The sequence below is a fragment of the Citrobacter sp. R56 genome (assembly GCF_016811995.1).
Lineage (GTDB): Bacteria > Pseudomonadota > Gammaproteobacteria > Enterobacterales > Enterobacteriaceae > Citrobacter_D > Citrobacter_D enshiensis.
Window position 1 is genome coordinate 324,789 of sequence record NZ_CP069159.1, and the last position, 15,727, is coordinate 340,515.

At 54.5% G+C, this 15,727-nt stretch carries 15 protein-coding genes; 11 read left to right on the forward strand and 4 right to left on the reverse strand.

The genetic code is table 11. The features are described from left to right. The first annotated feature begins 13 nt into the window (after positions 1–13). The 11 genes from rpe (at position 14) to JM656_RS01500 (ending at position 10,163) form a co-directional block, all read left to right on the forward strand. Positions 14–691, forward strand: coding sequence for a ribulose-phosphate 3-epimerase (gene rpe / locus JM656_RS01450; RefSeq protein WP_162380530.1), 678 nt, complete (start codon positions 14–16; stop codon positions 689–691). Next, positions 684–1,442: a phosphoglycolate phosphatase gene (gene gph, locus JM656_RS01455; protein ID WP_203359740.1), complete on the forward strand. Its 759-nt coding sequence runs from the start codon at positions 684–686 to the stop codon at positions 1,440–1,442. The genes rpe and gph overlap by 8 nt, the downstream gene beginning before the upstream one ends. After that, positions 1,435–2,439 (forward strand): tryptophan--tRNA ligase, encoded by a 1,005-nt coding sequence (trpS, locus tag JM656_RS01460; protein WP_203359741.1) that lies wholly within the window; start codon positions 1,435–1,437, stop codon positions 2,437–2,439. The genes gph and trpS overlap by 8 nt, the downstream gene beginning before the upstream one ends. Before the next feature lie 163 nt (positions 2,440–2,602). Further along, a complete protein-coding gene (yhfZ, locus tag JM656_RS01465) occupies positions 2,603–3,508 on the forward strand; it encodes a GntR family transcriptional regulator YhfZ (RefSeq protein WP_203361192.1) in 906 nt (301 codons plus the stop codon). A 15-nt stretch (positions 3,509–3,523) separates the two neighbouring features. Continuing rightward, positions 3,524–3,886: a PRD domain-containing protein gene (locus JM656_RS01470; RefSeq protein ID WP_203359742.1), complete on the forward strand. Its 363-nt coding sequence runs from the start codon at positions 3,524–3,526 to the stop codon at positions 3,884–3,886. A gap of 84 nt (positions 3,887–3,970) precedes the next feature. After that, positions 3,971–5,134: a YhfX family PLP-dependent enzyme gene (locus tag JM656_RS01475; protein WP_203359743.1), complete on the forward strand. Its 1,164-nt coding sequence runs from the start codon at positions 3,971–3,973 to the stop codon at positions 5,132–5,134. Beyond that, a complete protein-coding gene (locus JM656_RS01480) occupies positions 5,134–6,360 on the forward strand; it encodes a phosphopentomutase (RefSeq protein ID WP_203359744.1) in 1,227 nt (408 codons plus the stop codon). The genes JM656_RS01475 and JM656_RS01480 overlap by 1 nt, the downstream gene beginning before the upstream one ends. After that, positions 6,357–7,235, forward strand: coding sequence for a phosphotriesterase-related protein (locus tag JM656_RS01485; RefSeq protein ID WP_203359745.1), 879 nt, complete (start codon positions 6,357–6,359; stop codon positions 7,233–7,235). Before JM656_RS01480 ends, JM656_RS01485 begins: the two co-directional genes overlap by 4 nt. Before the next feature lie 87 nt (positions 7,236–7,322). Continuing rightward, on the forward strand, positions 7,323–7,685 hold the full coding sequence (locus tag JM656_RS01490) for a DUF2620 domain-containing protein (RefSeq protein WP_203359746.1): 363 nt from the start codon (positions 7,323–7,325) through the stop codon (positions 7,683–7,685). 8 nt (positions 7,686–7,693) lie between these two features. Continuing rightward, on the forward strand, positions 7,694–9,052 hold the full coding sequence (locus JM656_RS01495; protein WP_203359747.1) for a YhfT family protein: 1,359 nt from the start codon (positions 7,694–7,696) through the stop codon (positions 9,050–9,052). 16 nt (positions 9,053–9,068) lie between these two features. Further along, the gene (locus JM656_RS01500) at positions 9,069–10,163 is read left to right on the forward strand and encodes an aminotransferase class I/II-fold pyridoxal phosphate-dependent enzyme (protein ID WP_203359748.1); all 1,095 of its coding nucleotides are present in this window, start codon (positions 9,069–9,071) and stop codon (positions 10,161–10,163) included. A 51-nt stretch (positions 10,164–10,214) separates the two neighbouring features. Here the strand turns inward: JM656_RS01500 and cysG are convergent, their stop codons facing one another. The 4 genes from cysG to nirB form a co-directional block, all read right to left on the reverse strand. Continuing rightward, positions 10,215–11,588, reverse strand: coding sequence for a siroheme synthase CysG (gene cysG, locus JM656_RS01505; RefSeq protein WP_203359749.1), 1,374 nt, complete (start codon positions 11,586–11,588; stop codon positions 10,215–10,217). 11 nt (positions 11,589–11,599) lie between these two features. Beyond that, on the reverse strand, positions 11,600–12,409 hold the full coding sequence (gene nirC / locus JM656_RS01510; protein ID WP_203359750.1) for a nitrite transporter NirC: 810 nt from the start codon (positions 12,407–12,409) through the stop codon (positions 11,600–11,602). Positions 12,410–12,581: 172 nt separating this feature from the next. Further along, positions 12,582–12,908 carry a nitrite reductase small subunit NirD gene (nirD, locus tag JM656_RS01515; protein ID WP_192610748.1) on the reverse strand — a complete coding sequence of 109 codons (327 nt, stop codon included), beginning with the start codon at positions 12,906–12,908 and terminating at the stop codon, positions 12,582–12,584. Then, positions 12,905–15,448, reverse strand: a complete 2,544-nt coding sequence (gene nirB / locus JM656_RS01520) for an NADPH-nitrite reductase large subunit (RefSeq protein WP_203359751.1) — start codon at positions 15,446–15,448, stop codon at positions 12,905–12,907. The genes nirD and nirB overlap by 4 nt, the downstream gene beginning before the upstream one ends. Between the last annotated feature and the right edge of the window lie 279 nt (positions 15,449–15,727).

The following is a 15,727-nucleotide window of genomic DNA, read 5'->3' on the forward strand; positions in this document are numbered from 1 at the left end:
CAAGGAGAAGCGGATGAAACAGTATTTGATTGCCCCCTCAATTCTGTCGGCTGATTTTGCTCGCCTGGGTGAGGACACCGCGAAAGCACTGACTGCCGGTGCTGATGTTGTGCATTTTGACGTCATGGACAACCACTATGTGCCGAACCTGACGATCGGACCCATGGTGCTGAAATCTCTGCGGAAATACGGTATTACCGCACCTATCGACGTGCATCTGATGGTGAAGCCGGTTGACCGTATTGTGCCTGATTTCGCCGCCGCAGGCGCCAACATCATTACTTTTCATCCGGAAGCCTCCGAACACGTCGACCGCACCTTGCAACTGATTAAAGAGCACGGCTGCAAAGCCGGCCTGGTATTCAATCCGGCCACGCCGCTTAGCTATCTGGACTATGTAATGGACAAGCTGGATGTGATCCTGTTGATGTCCGTTAACCCGGGCTTCGGCGGTCAGTCCTTCATTCCACAGACGCTTGAGAAACTGCGCGAAGTGCGTCGTCGTATCGATGAATCCGGCTACGACATCCGTCTGGAAGTGGATGGCGGCGTTAAGGTGGACAACATCGGTGAAATCGCGTCGGCTGGCGCGGATATGTTTGTGGCAGGCTCCGCCATCTTCGATCAGCCAGACTACAAAAAAGTGATAGATGAAATGCGCCGTGAACTGGCGAAGGTAAGTCATGGATAAATTGCAGAATATTCGGGGTGTTGCATTTGACCTCGACGGGACGCTGGTCGACAGCGCACCGGGATTAACCGCTGCGGTGGATATGGCGTTGTATGCGCTGGAACTGCCGACGGCAGGCGAAGAGCGCGTGATTACCTGGATTGGTAACGGCGCAGATGTGCTGATGGAACGCGCACTGACCTGGTCTCGCCAGGAACGTGCTATGCAGCGTAAAACAATGGGCAAACCGCCTGTTGATGACGACATCCCTGCTGAAGAACAGGTGCGTATTTTGCGTAAGCTGTTCGACCGTTATTATGCGGATGTGGCGCAAGAGGGGACGTTCCTGTTCCCCAACGTAGTGGATACGCTGGGTGCGCTGCACGCTAACGGGTTGCCGTTAGGTCTGGTCACCAACAAGCCGACGCCGTTTGTTGCGCCTCTGCTGGAAGCGCTGGATATCGCCAAATATTTTAGCGTGGTCATCGGTGGTGACGACGTGCAGAACAAAAAACCGCATCCGGACCCGCTACTGCTCGTGGCGAGCCGCATGGGTATTGCGCCTGAGCAGATGCTTTTCGTGGGTGATTCACGAAATGACATTCAGGCCGCGGTTGCCGCAGGCTGTCCGTCTGTGGGACTTACCTATGGCTATAACTACGGTGAAGCGATTGACCTTAGCCAGCCAGACGTTGTTTATGACAGTATTAATGACCTTCTGCCCGCTCTCGGGCTTTTGCAAAGCGAAAATCAGGAATTGAAAAATGACTAAGCCCATCGTTTTTAGTGGCGCACAGCCCTCAGGTGAATTGACCATTGGCAACTACATGGGTGCGTTGCGTCAGTGGGTGAACATGCAAGATGATTTCCACTGCATCTACTGCATCGTTGACCAGCATGCCATCACCGTGCGTCAGGATGCGCAGCAGTTGCGTAAAGCGACGCTGGATACGCTGGCGCTCTACCTTGCGTGCGGTATCGATCCTGAGAAAAGCACCATCTTCGTTCAGTCCCACGTGCCGGAACATGCACAACTGGGTTGGGCATTGAACTGCTACACCTATTTCGGCGAACTGAGCCGTATGACGCAGTTCAAAGATAAATCCGCGCGTTACGCAGAAAACATTAACGCCGGTCTTTTTGATTATCCGGTTCTGATGGCGGCGGACATTCTGCTGTACCAAACCAATCAGGTTCCGGTCGGTGAAGATCAGAAACAGCATCTGGAACTGAGCCGCGATATCGCCCAGCGTTTTAACGCCATCTACGGCGATATCTTCAAAGTGCCAGAGCCGTTCATTCCGAAATCCGGCGCGCGCGTGATGTCGCTGCTGGAGCCAACCAAAAAGATGTCTAAGTCGGACGACAACCGCAACAACGTGATCGGCCTGCTGGAAGACCCGAAATCCGTCGTGAAGAAAATCAAACGTGCGATGACCGACTCCGAAGAGCCGCCGGTTGTGCGTTACGATGTGAAAGAAAAAGCGGGCGTGTCCAACCTGCTGGATATCCTCTCTGCAGTGACCGGCGAGAGCATTCCTGAACTGGAACAACGCTTTGAAGGCAAAATGTACGGTCATCTGAAAGGTGAAGTGGCGGATGCAGTTTCCGGCATGCTGACCGAACTGCAGGAGCGTTATCACCGCTACCGCAATGATGAAGCTTTCCTGCAGAAAGTGATGAAAGAGGGTGCCGAAAAAGCCAGCGCCCGTGCTTCTGTCACCCTGAAAGCGGTGTACGAAGCGATCGGCTTTGTCGCGAAACCGTAATTCAATGATGTCGCTAAAAACCGGGTAAATCCCGGTTTTTTTTCGCCTGTCGTTTATGTGACCAATAAAAACTGTGAAGCGCCTCGCCGTTTGCACATCTCATCATTGCGCTATATATTCAATTTAATGAAGATATAAATATTCAATTTACTGAAAATATATGATGCGTCGGACATTTATCAAGAAAGAAGGGGTTGTCTTAACAACTCTGGCCCGTTACCTGTTGGGTGAAAAGTGTGGTAACCGTTTGAAAACCATAGATGAACTGGCAAATGAATGCCACTCATCTGTCGGATTAACGCAGGCTGCGCTGAAAACGCTTGAATCCTCAGGGGCAATCCGCATTGAGCGTCGCGGGCGTAATGGTAGTTTCCTGGTAGAAATGGATAACAAAACGCTGTTGACGCATGTGGATATCAACAACGTGGTATGTGCCATGCCGTTGCCTTATACCCGTCTGTACGAAGGGTTGGCGAGCGGTCTGAAAGCGCAATTTGAGGGGATCCCCTTTTATTACGCGCACATGCGTGGGGCAGATATTCGTGTGGAATGTTTACTGAACGGCGTCTATGACATGGCGGTGGTCTCCCGTCTGGCGGCAGACAGTTATCTGGCGCAGAACGGGTTACGCATTGCGCTGGAACTGGGGCCACATACTTATGTGGGCGAGCATCAGCTCATTTGTCGCAAAGGTGAGGCTGAACATGTGAAACGCGTGGGTCTGGATAACCGCTCGGCGGACCAGAAAATCATGACGGAAGCGTGTTTTGGCGACAGTGACGTGGAGTTGATCGACCTTTCCTACCACGAAAGCCTTCAGCGTATTGTGAAAGGAGACGTGGATGCGGTGATCTGGAACGTCGTGGCGGATGCTGAACTGGCGATGCTGGGATTAGAAGCGACCCCGCTCACCCGCGATCCCCGATTCTTACAGGCAACGGAAGCCGTCGTACTGACGCGCGCGGATGATTATCCGATGCAGCAATTACTGCGTGCGGTGGTGGACAAACAGGCGCTGCTCGCCCACCAGCAACGGGTGGTTAAAGGTGAGCAGGAACCCAGCTATTAAGTTAAGGGCGTTTTGATGGAATACCGACTGAACCTGCTATGCGAAGCGGGTGTGATTGATAAGGATATCTGCAGCGGCATGCTGCAGGTTGTTGAACGGTTGAGCAATGAGTGGCATCTGCCGGTTCACTCCGAGCAAGGGACGATGGCGATGACGCACATGGCGAGCGCGTTAATGCGCAGCCGCCGTGGGGAAGTGATTGGGCCGCTGGATGACGAATTACTGGCTGAAATGGCGCAATCAAACCTCTGGCCAACCATTTTGCTGGTACACCAGGCATTGCTGAAAGAGTTTGCGGTGACGCTTCATGAAAATGAAGAGGGGTATCTGCTGGCGAACCTGTACGGATTGTGGATGGCGGCAGAAGAAGGCGTTTGAAAGAGATGGAATAGCAATGTCCTTCACCTTAAATATTCAAAAAAATGAATATTTAAGGTGAAGGATTGGAAACGAGGCTAAAAGATGTTTATACACGCACTGAAACGGCAGAACCCTGCGCTTATTACCGCCGCGATCCGGCTATGGCAACAGGGGAAGATTGTCCCCGATAGCTGGGTTATTGATGTTGACCAGGTTCTGGAAAATGGTAAGCGGCTGATTGAGGTCGCGCAGCAACACGGCATCACGTTGTATCTGATGACCAAGCAGGTTGGGCGAAATCCCTGGCTGGCGGAAAAGCTGTTGGCGCTGGGTTATGCCGGGATTGTCGTGGTGGACTATAAAGAGGGCCGAACCCTGCGCCGCGCCGGATTACCGATTGCGCATCAGGGTCATTTGGTGCAGATCCCGTCTCGACTCGTTGATGCAGCAGTAGAACAAAATACGGATGTCATCACGCTGTTTTCGTTAGAGAAAGCGCGGGAAGTTTCTGCGGCCGCAGTGAAAGCCGGGCAGACGCAGGCGGTGATGCTCAAGGTGTATGGCGAAAACGATTTTCTTTATCCCGGGCAGGAAAGCGGCTTCCCACTGGCCGATCTGGATGAGGTTGTCGCACAGGTTCAACGGTTACCGGGTCTGCATCTGGGCGGATTAACGCATTTTCCTTGTCTGCTCTGGGATGAGGCGGCAGGTGAAACCGTTCCGACGCCCAATCTGCACACGCTGGTCGATGCGCGACGCCAGGTGGAAGCGTCGGGCGTCGCTATCGAACAGTTGAATGCCCCATCTGCGACCAGCTGCGCCTCTTTGCCGCTGCTGGCAAAGTACGGCGTTACTCACGCAGAGCCTGGTCATGCGTTGACCGGCACGATTCCGTCTAATCAACAGGGCGACCAACCTGAGCGCATTGCGATGCTTTGGCTGAGCGAGATCTCCCACCATTTTCACGGCGACAGCTATTGCTATGGCGGCGGTTATTACCGTCGCGGGCATGCGCGTAATGCGCTGGTGTTTACCCATGAAAATGACGCGCCGGTTGAGACGCAACTGAAACCTGTCGATGACAGCAGTATTGATTATTACCTGCCGCTTGCCGGGGAATTCCCGATAAGCAGTGCCGTAGTGCTCTGTTTTCGCACGCAAATCTTTGTGACGCGCAGTGACGTTGTGCTGGTGTCCGGTATTCAGCGCGGCGCGCCTGAGATTGTCGCCCGTTATGACAGCCTCGGAAACCTTCTGGAGGACTAATGGCTCGTTTCGTGGTGGTAGTGATTGATAGCTTCGGCGTCGGGGCAATGAAGGATGTCGCGCAGATCCGACCGCAGGATGCTGGCGCGAATACTTGCGGGCATATCCTGAGTCAGCAGCCGCAGCTGCGTTTGCCAACGCTGGAAAAGCTGGGGTTGATGAATGCGCTGGGGTACACGCCAGGCGTGATGAAACCGTCCGTATCTGCGGTATGGGGCGTTGCGGAATTGCAACATGAAGGGGGCGATACCTTCATGGGACATCAGGAAATTTTAGGCTCGCGACCCCAGGCGCCGCTACGCATGCCGTTTAGCGAGGTCATTGGGCCCGTTGAACAGGCGCTGAAAGCCGCAGGTTGGCAGGTGGAGCGGCGTGGCGATGGGCTGGCGTTTCTGTGGGTAAATCAGGCGGTCGCCATTGGCGATAACCTCGAAGCGGATTTAGGGCAGGTCTACAACATTACTGCCAACCTTTCCGTCATTGACTTCGACGAGGTGGTGAAAATTGGCCGCATCGTGCGTGAGCAAGTCCAGGTTGGGCGGGTCATTGCTTTTGGCGGCATGCTGAAAGACAGCCAACAGATCCTGGATGCCGTTGAGACAAAAGCGGAACGCTTCATCGGTATCAATGCGCCGCGCTCAGGGGCGTATGAAAACGGTTTTCAGGTGGTTCATATGGGCTATGGCGTTGATGCGCAGGTCCAGGTTCCGCAGAAACTGCATGAGGTCGGCGTGCCAACCGTGCTGGTCGGCAAAGTGGCCGATATTGTCAGCAATCCACACGGCCGCAGCTGGCAAAACCTGGTCGATAGCCAGCGCATTATGGATATCACACGAGATGAATTTAACGCGGAACAGACCGTGTTCATTTGCACCAACATCCAGGAAACCGATCTCGCTGGTCATGCCGAGGATGTCGCACGTTATGCGGAACGCCTGCAGGTCGTCGACAGTAATCTAACGCGCCTTCTGTCGGATATGGGACCGGATGATTACCTGGTCGTCATGGCCGATCACGGCAACGACCCCACGATTGGGCACAGTCACCACACCCGAGAAGTGGTGCCGGTGCTGGTGTATCGCCAGGGGCTGGAACCCGCTCAGTTAGGCGTTCGCGCCACGCTGTCAGACGTGGGCGCCACAGTATGCGAATTCTTTGGCGCCGCAGCCCCGCAAAACGGCACCTCTTTTCTTTCGGCATTACGGCTCACAGGAGACGGGTTATGAGCATAGATACTTCAGGCTACACCTACGCCCACGAGCATCTGCATATCGATCTCTCCGGGTTCAAAAACAATCTCGACTGCCGGTTCGATCAGTACGATCTCATCTGCCAGGAGATGAACGATCTGATGGCGTTGGGCGTGCGTAACATCATTGAGATGACCAACCGTTACATGGGGCGTAACCCACAATTTATGCTCGATCTGATGCGTGATACGGGAATGAATGTGGTGGCCTGTACAGGGTATTACCAGAATCAGTTTTTCCCGGAACATGTCGCGACCCGCGGCGTGGAGCAACTGGCCCAGGAGATGGTCGATGAAATTGTTGGCGGAATCGATGGCACTGAACTGAAAGCCGGGATCATCGCTGAAATCGGCTCCAGCGAAGGCGTTATCACGGAGCTTGAAGAAAAGGTCTTTATTGCTGCCGCGCGTGCCCACAATGAAACCGGGCGCCCGATCTCGACGCACACCTCGTTCGGCACCATGGGCCTGGAACAGTTGGCCTTACTGAAAACGCAGGGCGTCTCCCTCTCGCGAGTGGTGATTGGTCACTGCGATCTCAAAGATAACCTCGACAATATCTTGCGCATGATCGATCTCGGCGCGTATGTGCAGTTCGACACTATCGGTAAAAACAGCTACTACCCGGACGAGAAACGTATTGGGATGCTGCATGTGCTTCGCGATCGCGGTTTGCTCAACCGCGTGATGCTCTCAATGGATATTACCCGCCGGTCACATTTGAAAGCGAACGGCGGTAATGGCTACGACTACCTGTTAACCACCTTTGTCCCACAACTGCGCCAGTCAGGGTTCAGTCAGGTCGATGTGGACATGATGCTGCGTGATAACCCTGCTCGTTTCTTCCAGTAGGTCGGTTTGATTGAGACAGCGCGCGTTGAGGGTAGGCGTTTTTAATAACGTATTAGCGATAGAAATAAATCAATAAGGAAACAGACAATGAAAATCGTGATTGGTGGTCAGATTGAGAAAGACAAAATAGCTGAAACAGTCCGCCGTGAAGCGGGAGATCGTGCAACCTCAGTCACTGTCATGGGGGACATTGAAGCGGCCATGGCATTAAAAAGTGGAGCGGCAGACTACTATTTCGGCGCGTGTAATACCGGTGGCGGCGGGGCGCTGGCAATGGCGATTGCGATTGCGGGGGCCAGCCAATGTATTACCGTCGGCATGCCGGGAAAAATTCTGTCAAATGAAGAGATTATTGCAGGTGTAAAGGCAGGGAAAAAAGCCTTTGGTTTCACGGGGCAGGACACTGAAATCGTTGTCCCGGTAATTATCAAGGCAATCCTGGGCGCATAGGAGGAAAAATGGAACATGAGTTTCTGATGCGCCTGTTAACCATCGATCCCATGAAGGCTGGATTAATCGCGCTCATTGGCGGGCTGTCTGCCATGATGGCCAACCGGGGGATTGCTGTTTTTCATGATGGCCTGCGCCCATTAATGCCCGAATATCTCGAAGGGAGAATGGATCACAAAACGCTGGCGGCGACCAGCTTTGCACTGAGTTTCGGGTTGGTCATTGGATTTGGGCTGCCATTTTCACTGACCGCGCCGATTATTCTGGTGCATAGCCTGTTGTTGGGAACCGATGTGGTGGGCACATGGTGTAACAATAGTCGCCGTGGCTTCCTGCTCTCCGGCGTCATTGGTGCCCTTTATGGCGTGGCGCTGATGGTTGGGCTGCGTTCTGTTGTTGATCTGTTCAACATGATGCCCGTGAATTTTATGAATAACCTCAGCCAGGTGGGAGACCCGATTATTGTCTGTTTCGCCCTCTTTCCTGCATTGGTTGTCGGTTATCAGTACGGATACAAAAAAGGCATGTGGGTGCTGGTCGCGACACTGGTGGGGTATCTGGTCGCGCACTCTTTTGGCAGCATCAGTTTTGGTGGGCGTATTGAAAAACCCGTCAAGCTTGACCCGAACGGAATTGCGCTATTGCTCGCGATGATCGCGATGTTCTATTTCACCATGCAAGAGCGTCCTGCGACGTCAGAAAATGCGGATGGGGTAAAGACGAAAGGCGCGAATGAGATGCTGGTGGGTCTCTTTTCGGCACGTATAGAACGCATTCAGAAAAACAAATGGCTGTTGGTGTTCAGCGGCGGCTTATGCGCGATGGCCGGTTCGATGTCATTCAGTTTACTGGCAGAAGGCCCCGTTTCGCTACAACTGATGGCGCAGGGAGAGCAAACCAGCGCTATGCTGGTTGCACTGGCGCGAGCGATCAGCTTTATCCCTCTGGTCGGTATGACGGCAATTGCAACAGGTGTCTACAGCCCGGAAGGCATGAAGTTTGTTTTTGTTGCAGGCCTGGCGACGAACAACCCTTTGATCGCGTTCATTGCGGGCGGCGTCATTATGTTCCTGGAGATTAGATTGCTCGCCAGAACGGCGATCTGGCTGGACAAATATCCTGGCGTCAAAGCGTGTGGCGATCATATCCGTACCGCGATTACACGAATGCTGGAAGTGTCGCTGCTGGTAGGCGGGATGATTGCCTCTAACGCCATTTTACCGGGCATGGGATTTATGATCGTTGCAGGTATTTATCTGCTTAACCGAACCTCCCGTAGACCGCTGGTGGAGATGTCTATTGGCCCGGTTGCCACGATTGCCGTCGGGATACTGGCTAACCTCTTCTACTTTATCGGGATTGTGTAACCCTAAGGTCATCGCCATGGAAACCTATCCATTACAAAGCCTGACGCTGATGGAGGCTCAGGAGAAGCAATTTGCGCTGGTGGACACACTGTGCCGCCATTTTCCCGGAGCTGATTTTTTGGCGGGCGGCGATTTAGGGCTTGTGCCGGGGCTAAACCAGCCCCGGGTAACGCAGCGTGTCGAGCAGGTCCTGGCCGATGCGTTTCACGCCGAGGCGGCCGTGTTGGTGCAGGGCGCAGGTACCGGGGCTATTCGCGCAGGGTTGTGCGCGTTGCTCAAACCCGGTCAGCGGCTACTGGTACATGATGCACCAGTGTATCCAACCACTGCGTGCATCATTGAACAGATGGGCGTTGAACTTATCCGCGCCGATTTCAATACTCCCGGCGCGATAACGCAGGCTATTGCACAGCACCGCCCTCAGGCGGCACTGGTTCAGCACACACGACAGCAACCTAAGGATAGCTACTCGCTGACGGTGGTGCTGGAGGAGATCGCGCACAGCGGGGTTCCTACGCTGACTGATGACAACTATGCGGTCATGAAAGTGGGCAGCATCGGGTGTGAATGCGGGGCCACGCTCTCTACGTTCTCCTGCTTTAAACTCTTCGGGCCTGAAGGTGTGGGGGCGGTTGTTGGGGAGGCCGACGCTATCGCTAAAATCCGCTCTACCCTGTATTCCGGCGGTAGCCAGATCCAGGGCGCACAAGCGCTGGAGGTGTTACGTGGACTGGTTTTTGCACCCGTGATGCATGCCGTGCAGGCCGGGGTATCCGAGCGTTTACTCGCGCGGCTCAATGGCGGGAGTCTGCCGGAGGTGAAGCAGGCGGTGATTGCCAATGCGCAGTCGAAAGTGTTGATCGTGGAGTTCAATCACCCGATTGCCGGGAGAGTGCTGGAAGAAGCGCATAAACGCGGGGCATTGCCTTACCCGGTGGGGGCGGAATCAAAATATGAGATCCCGCCGCTGTTTTATCGTCTCTCCGGGACGTTTCGCGAAGCCGCGCCGGGTCTGGAACAGTACGCGATCCGTATTAATCCAAACCGTAGCGGCGAGGAGACGGTGCTGCGCATATTGCAGGAAAGCATTGGGCAGGTCATGGCTGGCTAGCACCGGTGACGACAGGCATAAAAAAACCGGGAAATTCCCGGTTTTTTTACATTAATGGTTCGAGAACCAGTTCAGCTTATCGCGCAGTGCGACCACTCTGCCGACAATAATTAGCGCAGGGCTTTCAACACGTTGCGCCAGGTCGCCTAACTGCGACAGCTCCCCGTTAACCACACGTTGCTTCACGGCGGTTCCGTTCTCAACCAACGCAACCGGCATATCAGCCTGCATGCCGAACTCAATCAGTTTTTCCTGGATGGTCGCCGCCTGATTCAGCCCCATGTAGAACACCAGCGTCTGCTTCTCAGCCGCCAGGTTCTCCCAGTCAAGCTCGCCACCGGTTTTCAAATGCCCGGTGACCAGACGGACACTTTGCGCGTAGTCGCGGTGGGTCAGTGGGATCCCGGAGTACGCTGAACAGCCTGAAGCCGCCGTAATCCCCGGCACCACAGAGAATGGGATCCCTGCGTGGCATAAGGTTTCCAGCTCCTCGCCGCCGCGACCAAAAATAAACGGATCGCCGCCTTTCAGACGCACGACGCGTTTACCCTGTTGGGCTTCACGCAGCAGGATCTGGTTAATCTCTTCCTGCGGTACGCAGTGATATCCCGCCCGTTTGCCCACGAAGACGCGGTCAGCATCGCGGCGGACGAGGTTCATAATGTCGTCGGAGACTAAGCGGTCATACACCACTACATCGGCCTGCTGAATTTGCTGCAACCCTTTCAGGGTGAGCAGACCGGCGTCGCCAGGTCCGGCACCAACCAGCACCACTTCACCACGGTGATCCAGCGGCTCGCTGAGCATCTGCTCCGTGGTTTGTTCAATGGCCTGGCGATCGTCGTTGGCGAGCGACTGCGCCAGACGGTCGTTGACAAAGAGTTTCTCCCAGAAACGGCGGCGTTCGCCCATCGTGGCGAATTGTTGTTTCACCCGGGAGCGTAGCTGCCCGGCATACTGCGCAACCTGGCCTAAATGCTGGGGCAACATCGCTTCAAGCTTCTCACGCAGCAAGCGTGCGAGAACCGGCGATGTGCCGCCCGAGGAGACGGCTACCATCAGCGGTGAACGGTCAATAATCGAGGGCATAATGAAGCTGGCGGCTTTCGGCGCATCGACCACATTGCAGAAAATGCGGCGAGTTTCGGCAGCGCGGCTAACGCGTTGATTAACTTCATCATCATCAGTCGCCGCGATGGCCAGCCAGCAAGGGTCGAGGAGCGCTTCGTCGAAGGGCCCTTCCACCAGCGTTAACATGTTTTCATTTGCCCAAACGGTAAACTGCGGAATAAACGCCAGCGCGTTGACCGTTAAACGAGCACCGGCTTCCAGCAGTAACCGCGCTTTGCGTTCTGCGACATCACCCCCGCCGACGATCAGGCAGTCGCGGTCACGTAGTTGACAAAATATAGGCAAATGATCCACGACATTACCCCTTAATTATTGGCAGCAGCCTCAGTTTGGTTGATTTTTGCCGGAGCAGGACGCTCCGATTTCGGCGTAGCATACCAATAACCCCATCCCATGAACACGACACCGGACAAAGTATTACCTAGTGTTACCCACAACAAATTGTGACCGATCCCGGACAGGGTATAGGCGTCGCTGTGATGACCAAACCAGGAGAGGGCGAACAGGGTCATGTTGGCAACGGAGTGCTCATAGCCAGAGGCGATAAACGCCAGCAGACACCACCAGATGGCGATGAATTTCGCGGCGCCTTCGGTACGGATTGCCATCCAGATTGCCAGACAAACCAGCCAGTTACACAGCGCGCCTTTGAAAAATAACACGGTGGCCGGGGCGGTGGTTTTGGCGAGGGCAACCGAGTGCACAATGCTGGTATCGACCGGCAGCAGGCTACCACCGCCCCAGCTATACAGCAGCGCGACGAACACCGACCCCACCAGGTTGCCCAGCCAGGTTTGCGGCAGAATAGCCCACATTTGCCCGTGGCTGATGGTACCTGCTTTGACGCCGAGCGTCAGGAACATGGTGTGGCCCGTGAAGAGTTCAGAACCGGCAATAATCACCAGCGTCAACGCAATACCAAAGGTTGAACCCATTACCAGCGGGCGGATAGAAGGATCGAGCAGATTCCCGAGGGTGAAAATAAGGATAATACCGAGACCGACATAGGCCCCCGCCATTGCAGAACTAACCCAGAAGCCGAGCGGGTTATTCGCCGACAGGCGTGCGATGCGTGCAGCGTTAGCCGCACACTTGTTGATAGTGTCTGTGAACATGTGTTTGATTACCCTTGAAATATAAATAATAAAAAACAATTGTACGTAGGCCGGATAAGGCATTTATGCCGCCATCCGGCAATGTGCTTATGCCTTTTGCCTGATGGCGCTACGCTTATCAGGCCTACCAAATACGTCAAATAAGGGAGGCGTTGCACCTCCCGTTAATGCATTAACCGCGCAGTTGTACGATGCCGTCTTTGACACGGGCTTCGTAGTGCGCCACGGAATGACTTTCGTCCTCCATGCACAGGCCATCGCTCAGGCGGAAGCGCTGTTTTTTCAGCGGGCTGGCGACCCACAACTCCCCCTGGTGCTCTGCAATCAACCCGCGAGACAACACGCTGGATTCGAAAAAGGGATCGATATTGCTGATCGCAAAGACCTGGTCGCTATGGTAAGGACGGAAAATAGCGACTTGCTCTTCGCCTAACAGCGCACAGACGCCGGTTGCAGGCAGAATGTCATCGATTTTGCAGATGTTTTTCCACTGGCTCATGCGTTCTCCTCCACCAGAGTTACCGGAATGCGTTCGTACGGTGTTGCCGGACGATGCTGCTCACGTTCGGGAACGACCTGCACGTTCGGGTCGCGTTTATCGCTGTTGATAAAGTGTTTGAAGCGGACCTGCGCAGACGGCGTGTTGACGGTTTCTGTCCACTCGCAGATGACGGCTTCGCGCAGACGCGCCATCTCTTCTTCCAGGTGTTCGTTCAGACCCAGTTTGTCATCGATGATGACGGACTTCAGGTATTCAATACCGCCTTCCAGGCTATCTAACCACGGCGCGGTACGCGTCAGTTTGTCTGCCGTGCGGATGTAGAACATCATGAAACGATCGAGATATTTGAGCAGCGTTTCGCGGTCGATATCCGCCGCCAGCAGATCGGCGTGGCGCGGTTTCATCCCACCGTTGCCGCAGACGTACAGGTTCCAGCCTTTTTCCGTCGCAATAATACCGACATCTTTACCCTGGGCTTCCGCGCACTCACGGGTACAGCCGGAAACGCCGAATTTCATTTTGTGCGGGGTGCGGATGCCTTTGTAGCGGTTTTCCAGCTCAACGCCGAAGCCGACGCTGTCGCCCACGCCGTAACGGCACCAGGTGCTGCCGACGCAGGTTTTCGCCATACGTAGCGCTTTCGCGTACGCATGACCGGTTTCGAAGCCCGCGTCAATCAGCTGACGCCAGATTTCCGGCAGGTCGTCTTTCTGTGCGCCAAACAGGCCAATACGCTGAGACCCGGTGATCTTGGTATACAGATTGAATTCACGGGCGATACGGCCAACCGCCACCAGACCTTCCGGGGTAATTTCACCGCCCGCGGAACGTGGGATCACGGAGTAGGTGCCGTCTTTCTGAATGTTGGCCAGGAAGTTGTCGTTGGTATCCTGTAGCGGTGTGTGTTGCGGCTTCAGAATGTATTCATTCCAGCAGGAGGCCAGCAGGGAGCCAACGGTGGGTTTACACACTTCGCAACCGTAGCCTTTACCGTGTTTCGCCAGCAGTTCTTCAAAGGTTTTGATGCCTTCCACCCGGATGAGATGGAACAGCTCCTGGCGAGAGTACGGGAAGTGCTCGCACAGGTTGTTGTTCACTTCAATGCCCTGTTTCGCCAGTTCGGCATTCAACACCTGAGTGACCAGCGGGATACAACCCCCGCAGCCGGTACCCGCTTTGGTTTCTGCCTTCAGGGCGGCAACGGTGTGGCAACCTTTGTTGATGGCGGCTACCAGCATACCTTTCGTGACGTCGAAGCAGGAGCAGATCTGCGCGCTGTCCGGCAGTTTATCCACGCCGATGGACGGCTTACCGCTGCCTGCGTGAGCTGGCAGGATCAGTGAATCCGGGTTCTCCGGCAGTTCGATGGCGTTCAGCACCAGTTGCAGCAGGTTGCCGTAATCGCTGGTGTCACCGACCAGAACCGCGCCGAGCAGCGTTTTGTTGTCTTTACTGACGATCAGGCGTTTGTAGACTTCTTTGCTTTCATCAAGATAGACATAGCTACGTGCGCCAGGCGTGCGGCCATGCGCATCGCCGATACCGCCTACGTCGACGCCCAGCAGTTTCAGCTTGGCGCTCAGATCCGCGCCTTCAAAGGCGTTTTCATTTTTGAGAATATGGTCAACGGCGACCTGCGCCATTTTGTAGCCCGGTGCGACCAGACCGTATACGCGGTCGTTCCAGCTGGCGCATTCGCCAATCGCGTAGATATCCGGGTCAGAGGTCTGGCAGGCGTCGTTAATCACGATGCCGCCGCGCTGAGCGACGTCCAGACCACACTGGGTAGCCAGCTTGTCACGGGGGCGAATACCGGTGGAGAAGACGATAAAATCCACTTCCAGTTCGCTACCGTCGGCAAAACGCATGGTTTTGCGTGCTTCAGTCCCTTCCTGAACGATCTCTTTGGTGTTTTTGCTGGTGTGCACGCGCACGCCCATGCTTTCAATTTTGCGGCGTAACTGCTCGCCACCCATGTGATCCAGCTGTTCAGCCATCAACATCGGTGCAAATTCGATCACATGCGTTTCGACGCCGAGGTTTTTCAGGGCGCCAGCGGCTTCCAGACCCAGCAGACCACCGCCAACAACGGCCCCACGTTTGCTGCGACGGGCGCAGGACTCAATGGCGTTGAGATCTTCAATGGTGCGGTAAACAAAGCAATCCTGAGTTTCGGAACCTTTAATCGGCGGGATCCACGGATAGGAACCGGTCGCCATGACGAGCTTATCGTAATAGACCGTACGCCCGGCGCTGGAGTGGATGACCTTCTCCTGGCGGTTAATGGTGATGGCGCGCTCGCCCACCAGAACTTTCACACCGTGCTTTTCATAAAACCCTTCACGCACCAACGACAGCTCTTCAGCCGTGTGGTGGGAGAAGTAAGAAGACAGGTGGACACGGTCGTATGCTTTGCGGGGTTCTTCACAGAAGACGGTAATATCAAACTGGGTCGCGTCAGCTTTATCAAGAAGATCCTCAATAAAGCGGTGGCCGACCATACCATTACCGATAATAGCGAGTCTGACTTTGCTCATTTTTGCCTCGATTTCTTTTCTATTACTGCCTACCTTAACGATTCAGCAACCCCGCTTATTGATGTAAATCAAATTCACCTTTATATACTCCTTTAGAGGTATATTGCTGATTTGTCAGCATTTTTATAAGTCACGGAATTGTCTGGCTTTTCGTGTTTGTACAAATAACATACAAATTGAAGGGTTTTAGGGAGTTAGCAGCTACCACAGGCGATTTTGAGATTTACGCCTTCAGGAGGAGGGGAGAAGAAGCCCCTTTTCAGGACGAAAAGGGGCAGG

What these genes read in the sequence shown, in the direction of transcription:
- rpe (WP_162380530.1), top strand. Translation starts at nt 14, where the DNA reads ATGAAACAGTATTTGATTGCCCCCTCAATTCTGTCGGCTGATTTTGCT.
- gph (WP_203359740.1), top strand. Translation starts at nt 684, where the DNA reads ATGGATAAATTGCAGAATATTCGGGGTGTTGCATTTGACCTCGACGGG.
- trpS (WP_203359741.1), top strand. Translation starts at nt 1,435, where the DNA reads ATGACTAAGCCCATCGTTTTTAGTGGCGCACAGCCCTCAGGTGAATTG.
- yhfZ (WP_203361192.1), top strand. Translation starts at nt 2,603, where the DNA reads ATGCGTCGGACATTTATCAAGAAAGAAGGGGTTGTCTTAACAACTCTG.
- JM656_RS01470 (WP_203359742.1), top strand. Translation starts at nt 3,524, where the DNA reads ATGGAATACCGACTGAACCTGCTATGCGAAGCGGGTGTGATTGATAAG.
- JM656_RS01475 (WP_203359743.1), top strand. Translation starts at nt 3,971, where the DNA reads ATGTTTATACACGCACTGAAACGGCAGAACCCTGCGCTTATTACCGCC.
- JM656_RS01480 (WP_203359744.1), top strand. Translation starts at nt 5,134, where the DNA reads ATGGCTCGTTTCGTGGTGGTAGTGATTGATAGCTTCGGCGTCGGGGCA.
- JM656_RS01485 (WP_203359745.1), top strand. Translation starts at nt 6,357, where the DNA reads ATGAGCATAGATACTTCAGGCTACACCTACGCCCACGAGCATCTGCAT.
- JM656_RS01490 (WP_203359746.1), top strand. Translation starts at nt 7,323, where the DNA reads ATGAAAATCGTGATTGGTGGTCAGATTGAGAAAGACAAAATAGCTGAA.
- JM656_RS01495 (WP_203359747.1), top strand. Translation starts at nt 7,694, where the DNA reads ATGGAACATGAGTTTCTGATGCGCCTGTTAACCATCGATCCCATGAAG.
- JM656_RS01500 (WP_203359748.1), top strand. Translation starts at nt 9,069, where the DNA reads ATGGAAACCTATCCATTACAAAGCCTGACGCTGATGGAGGCTCAGGAG.
- nirC (WP_203359750.1), bottom strand. Translation starts at nt 12,409, where the DNA reads ATGTTCACAGACACTATCAACAAGTGTGCGGCTAACGCTGCACGCATC.
- nirD (WP_192610748.1), bottom strand. Translation starts at nt 12,908, where the DNA reads ATGAGCCAGTGGAAAAACATCTGCAAAATCGATGACATTCTGCCTGCA.
- nirB (WP_203359751.1), bottom strand. Translation starts at nt 15,448, where the DNA reads ATGAGCAAAGTCAGACTCGCTATTATCGGTAATGGTATGGTCGGCCAC.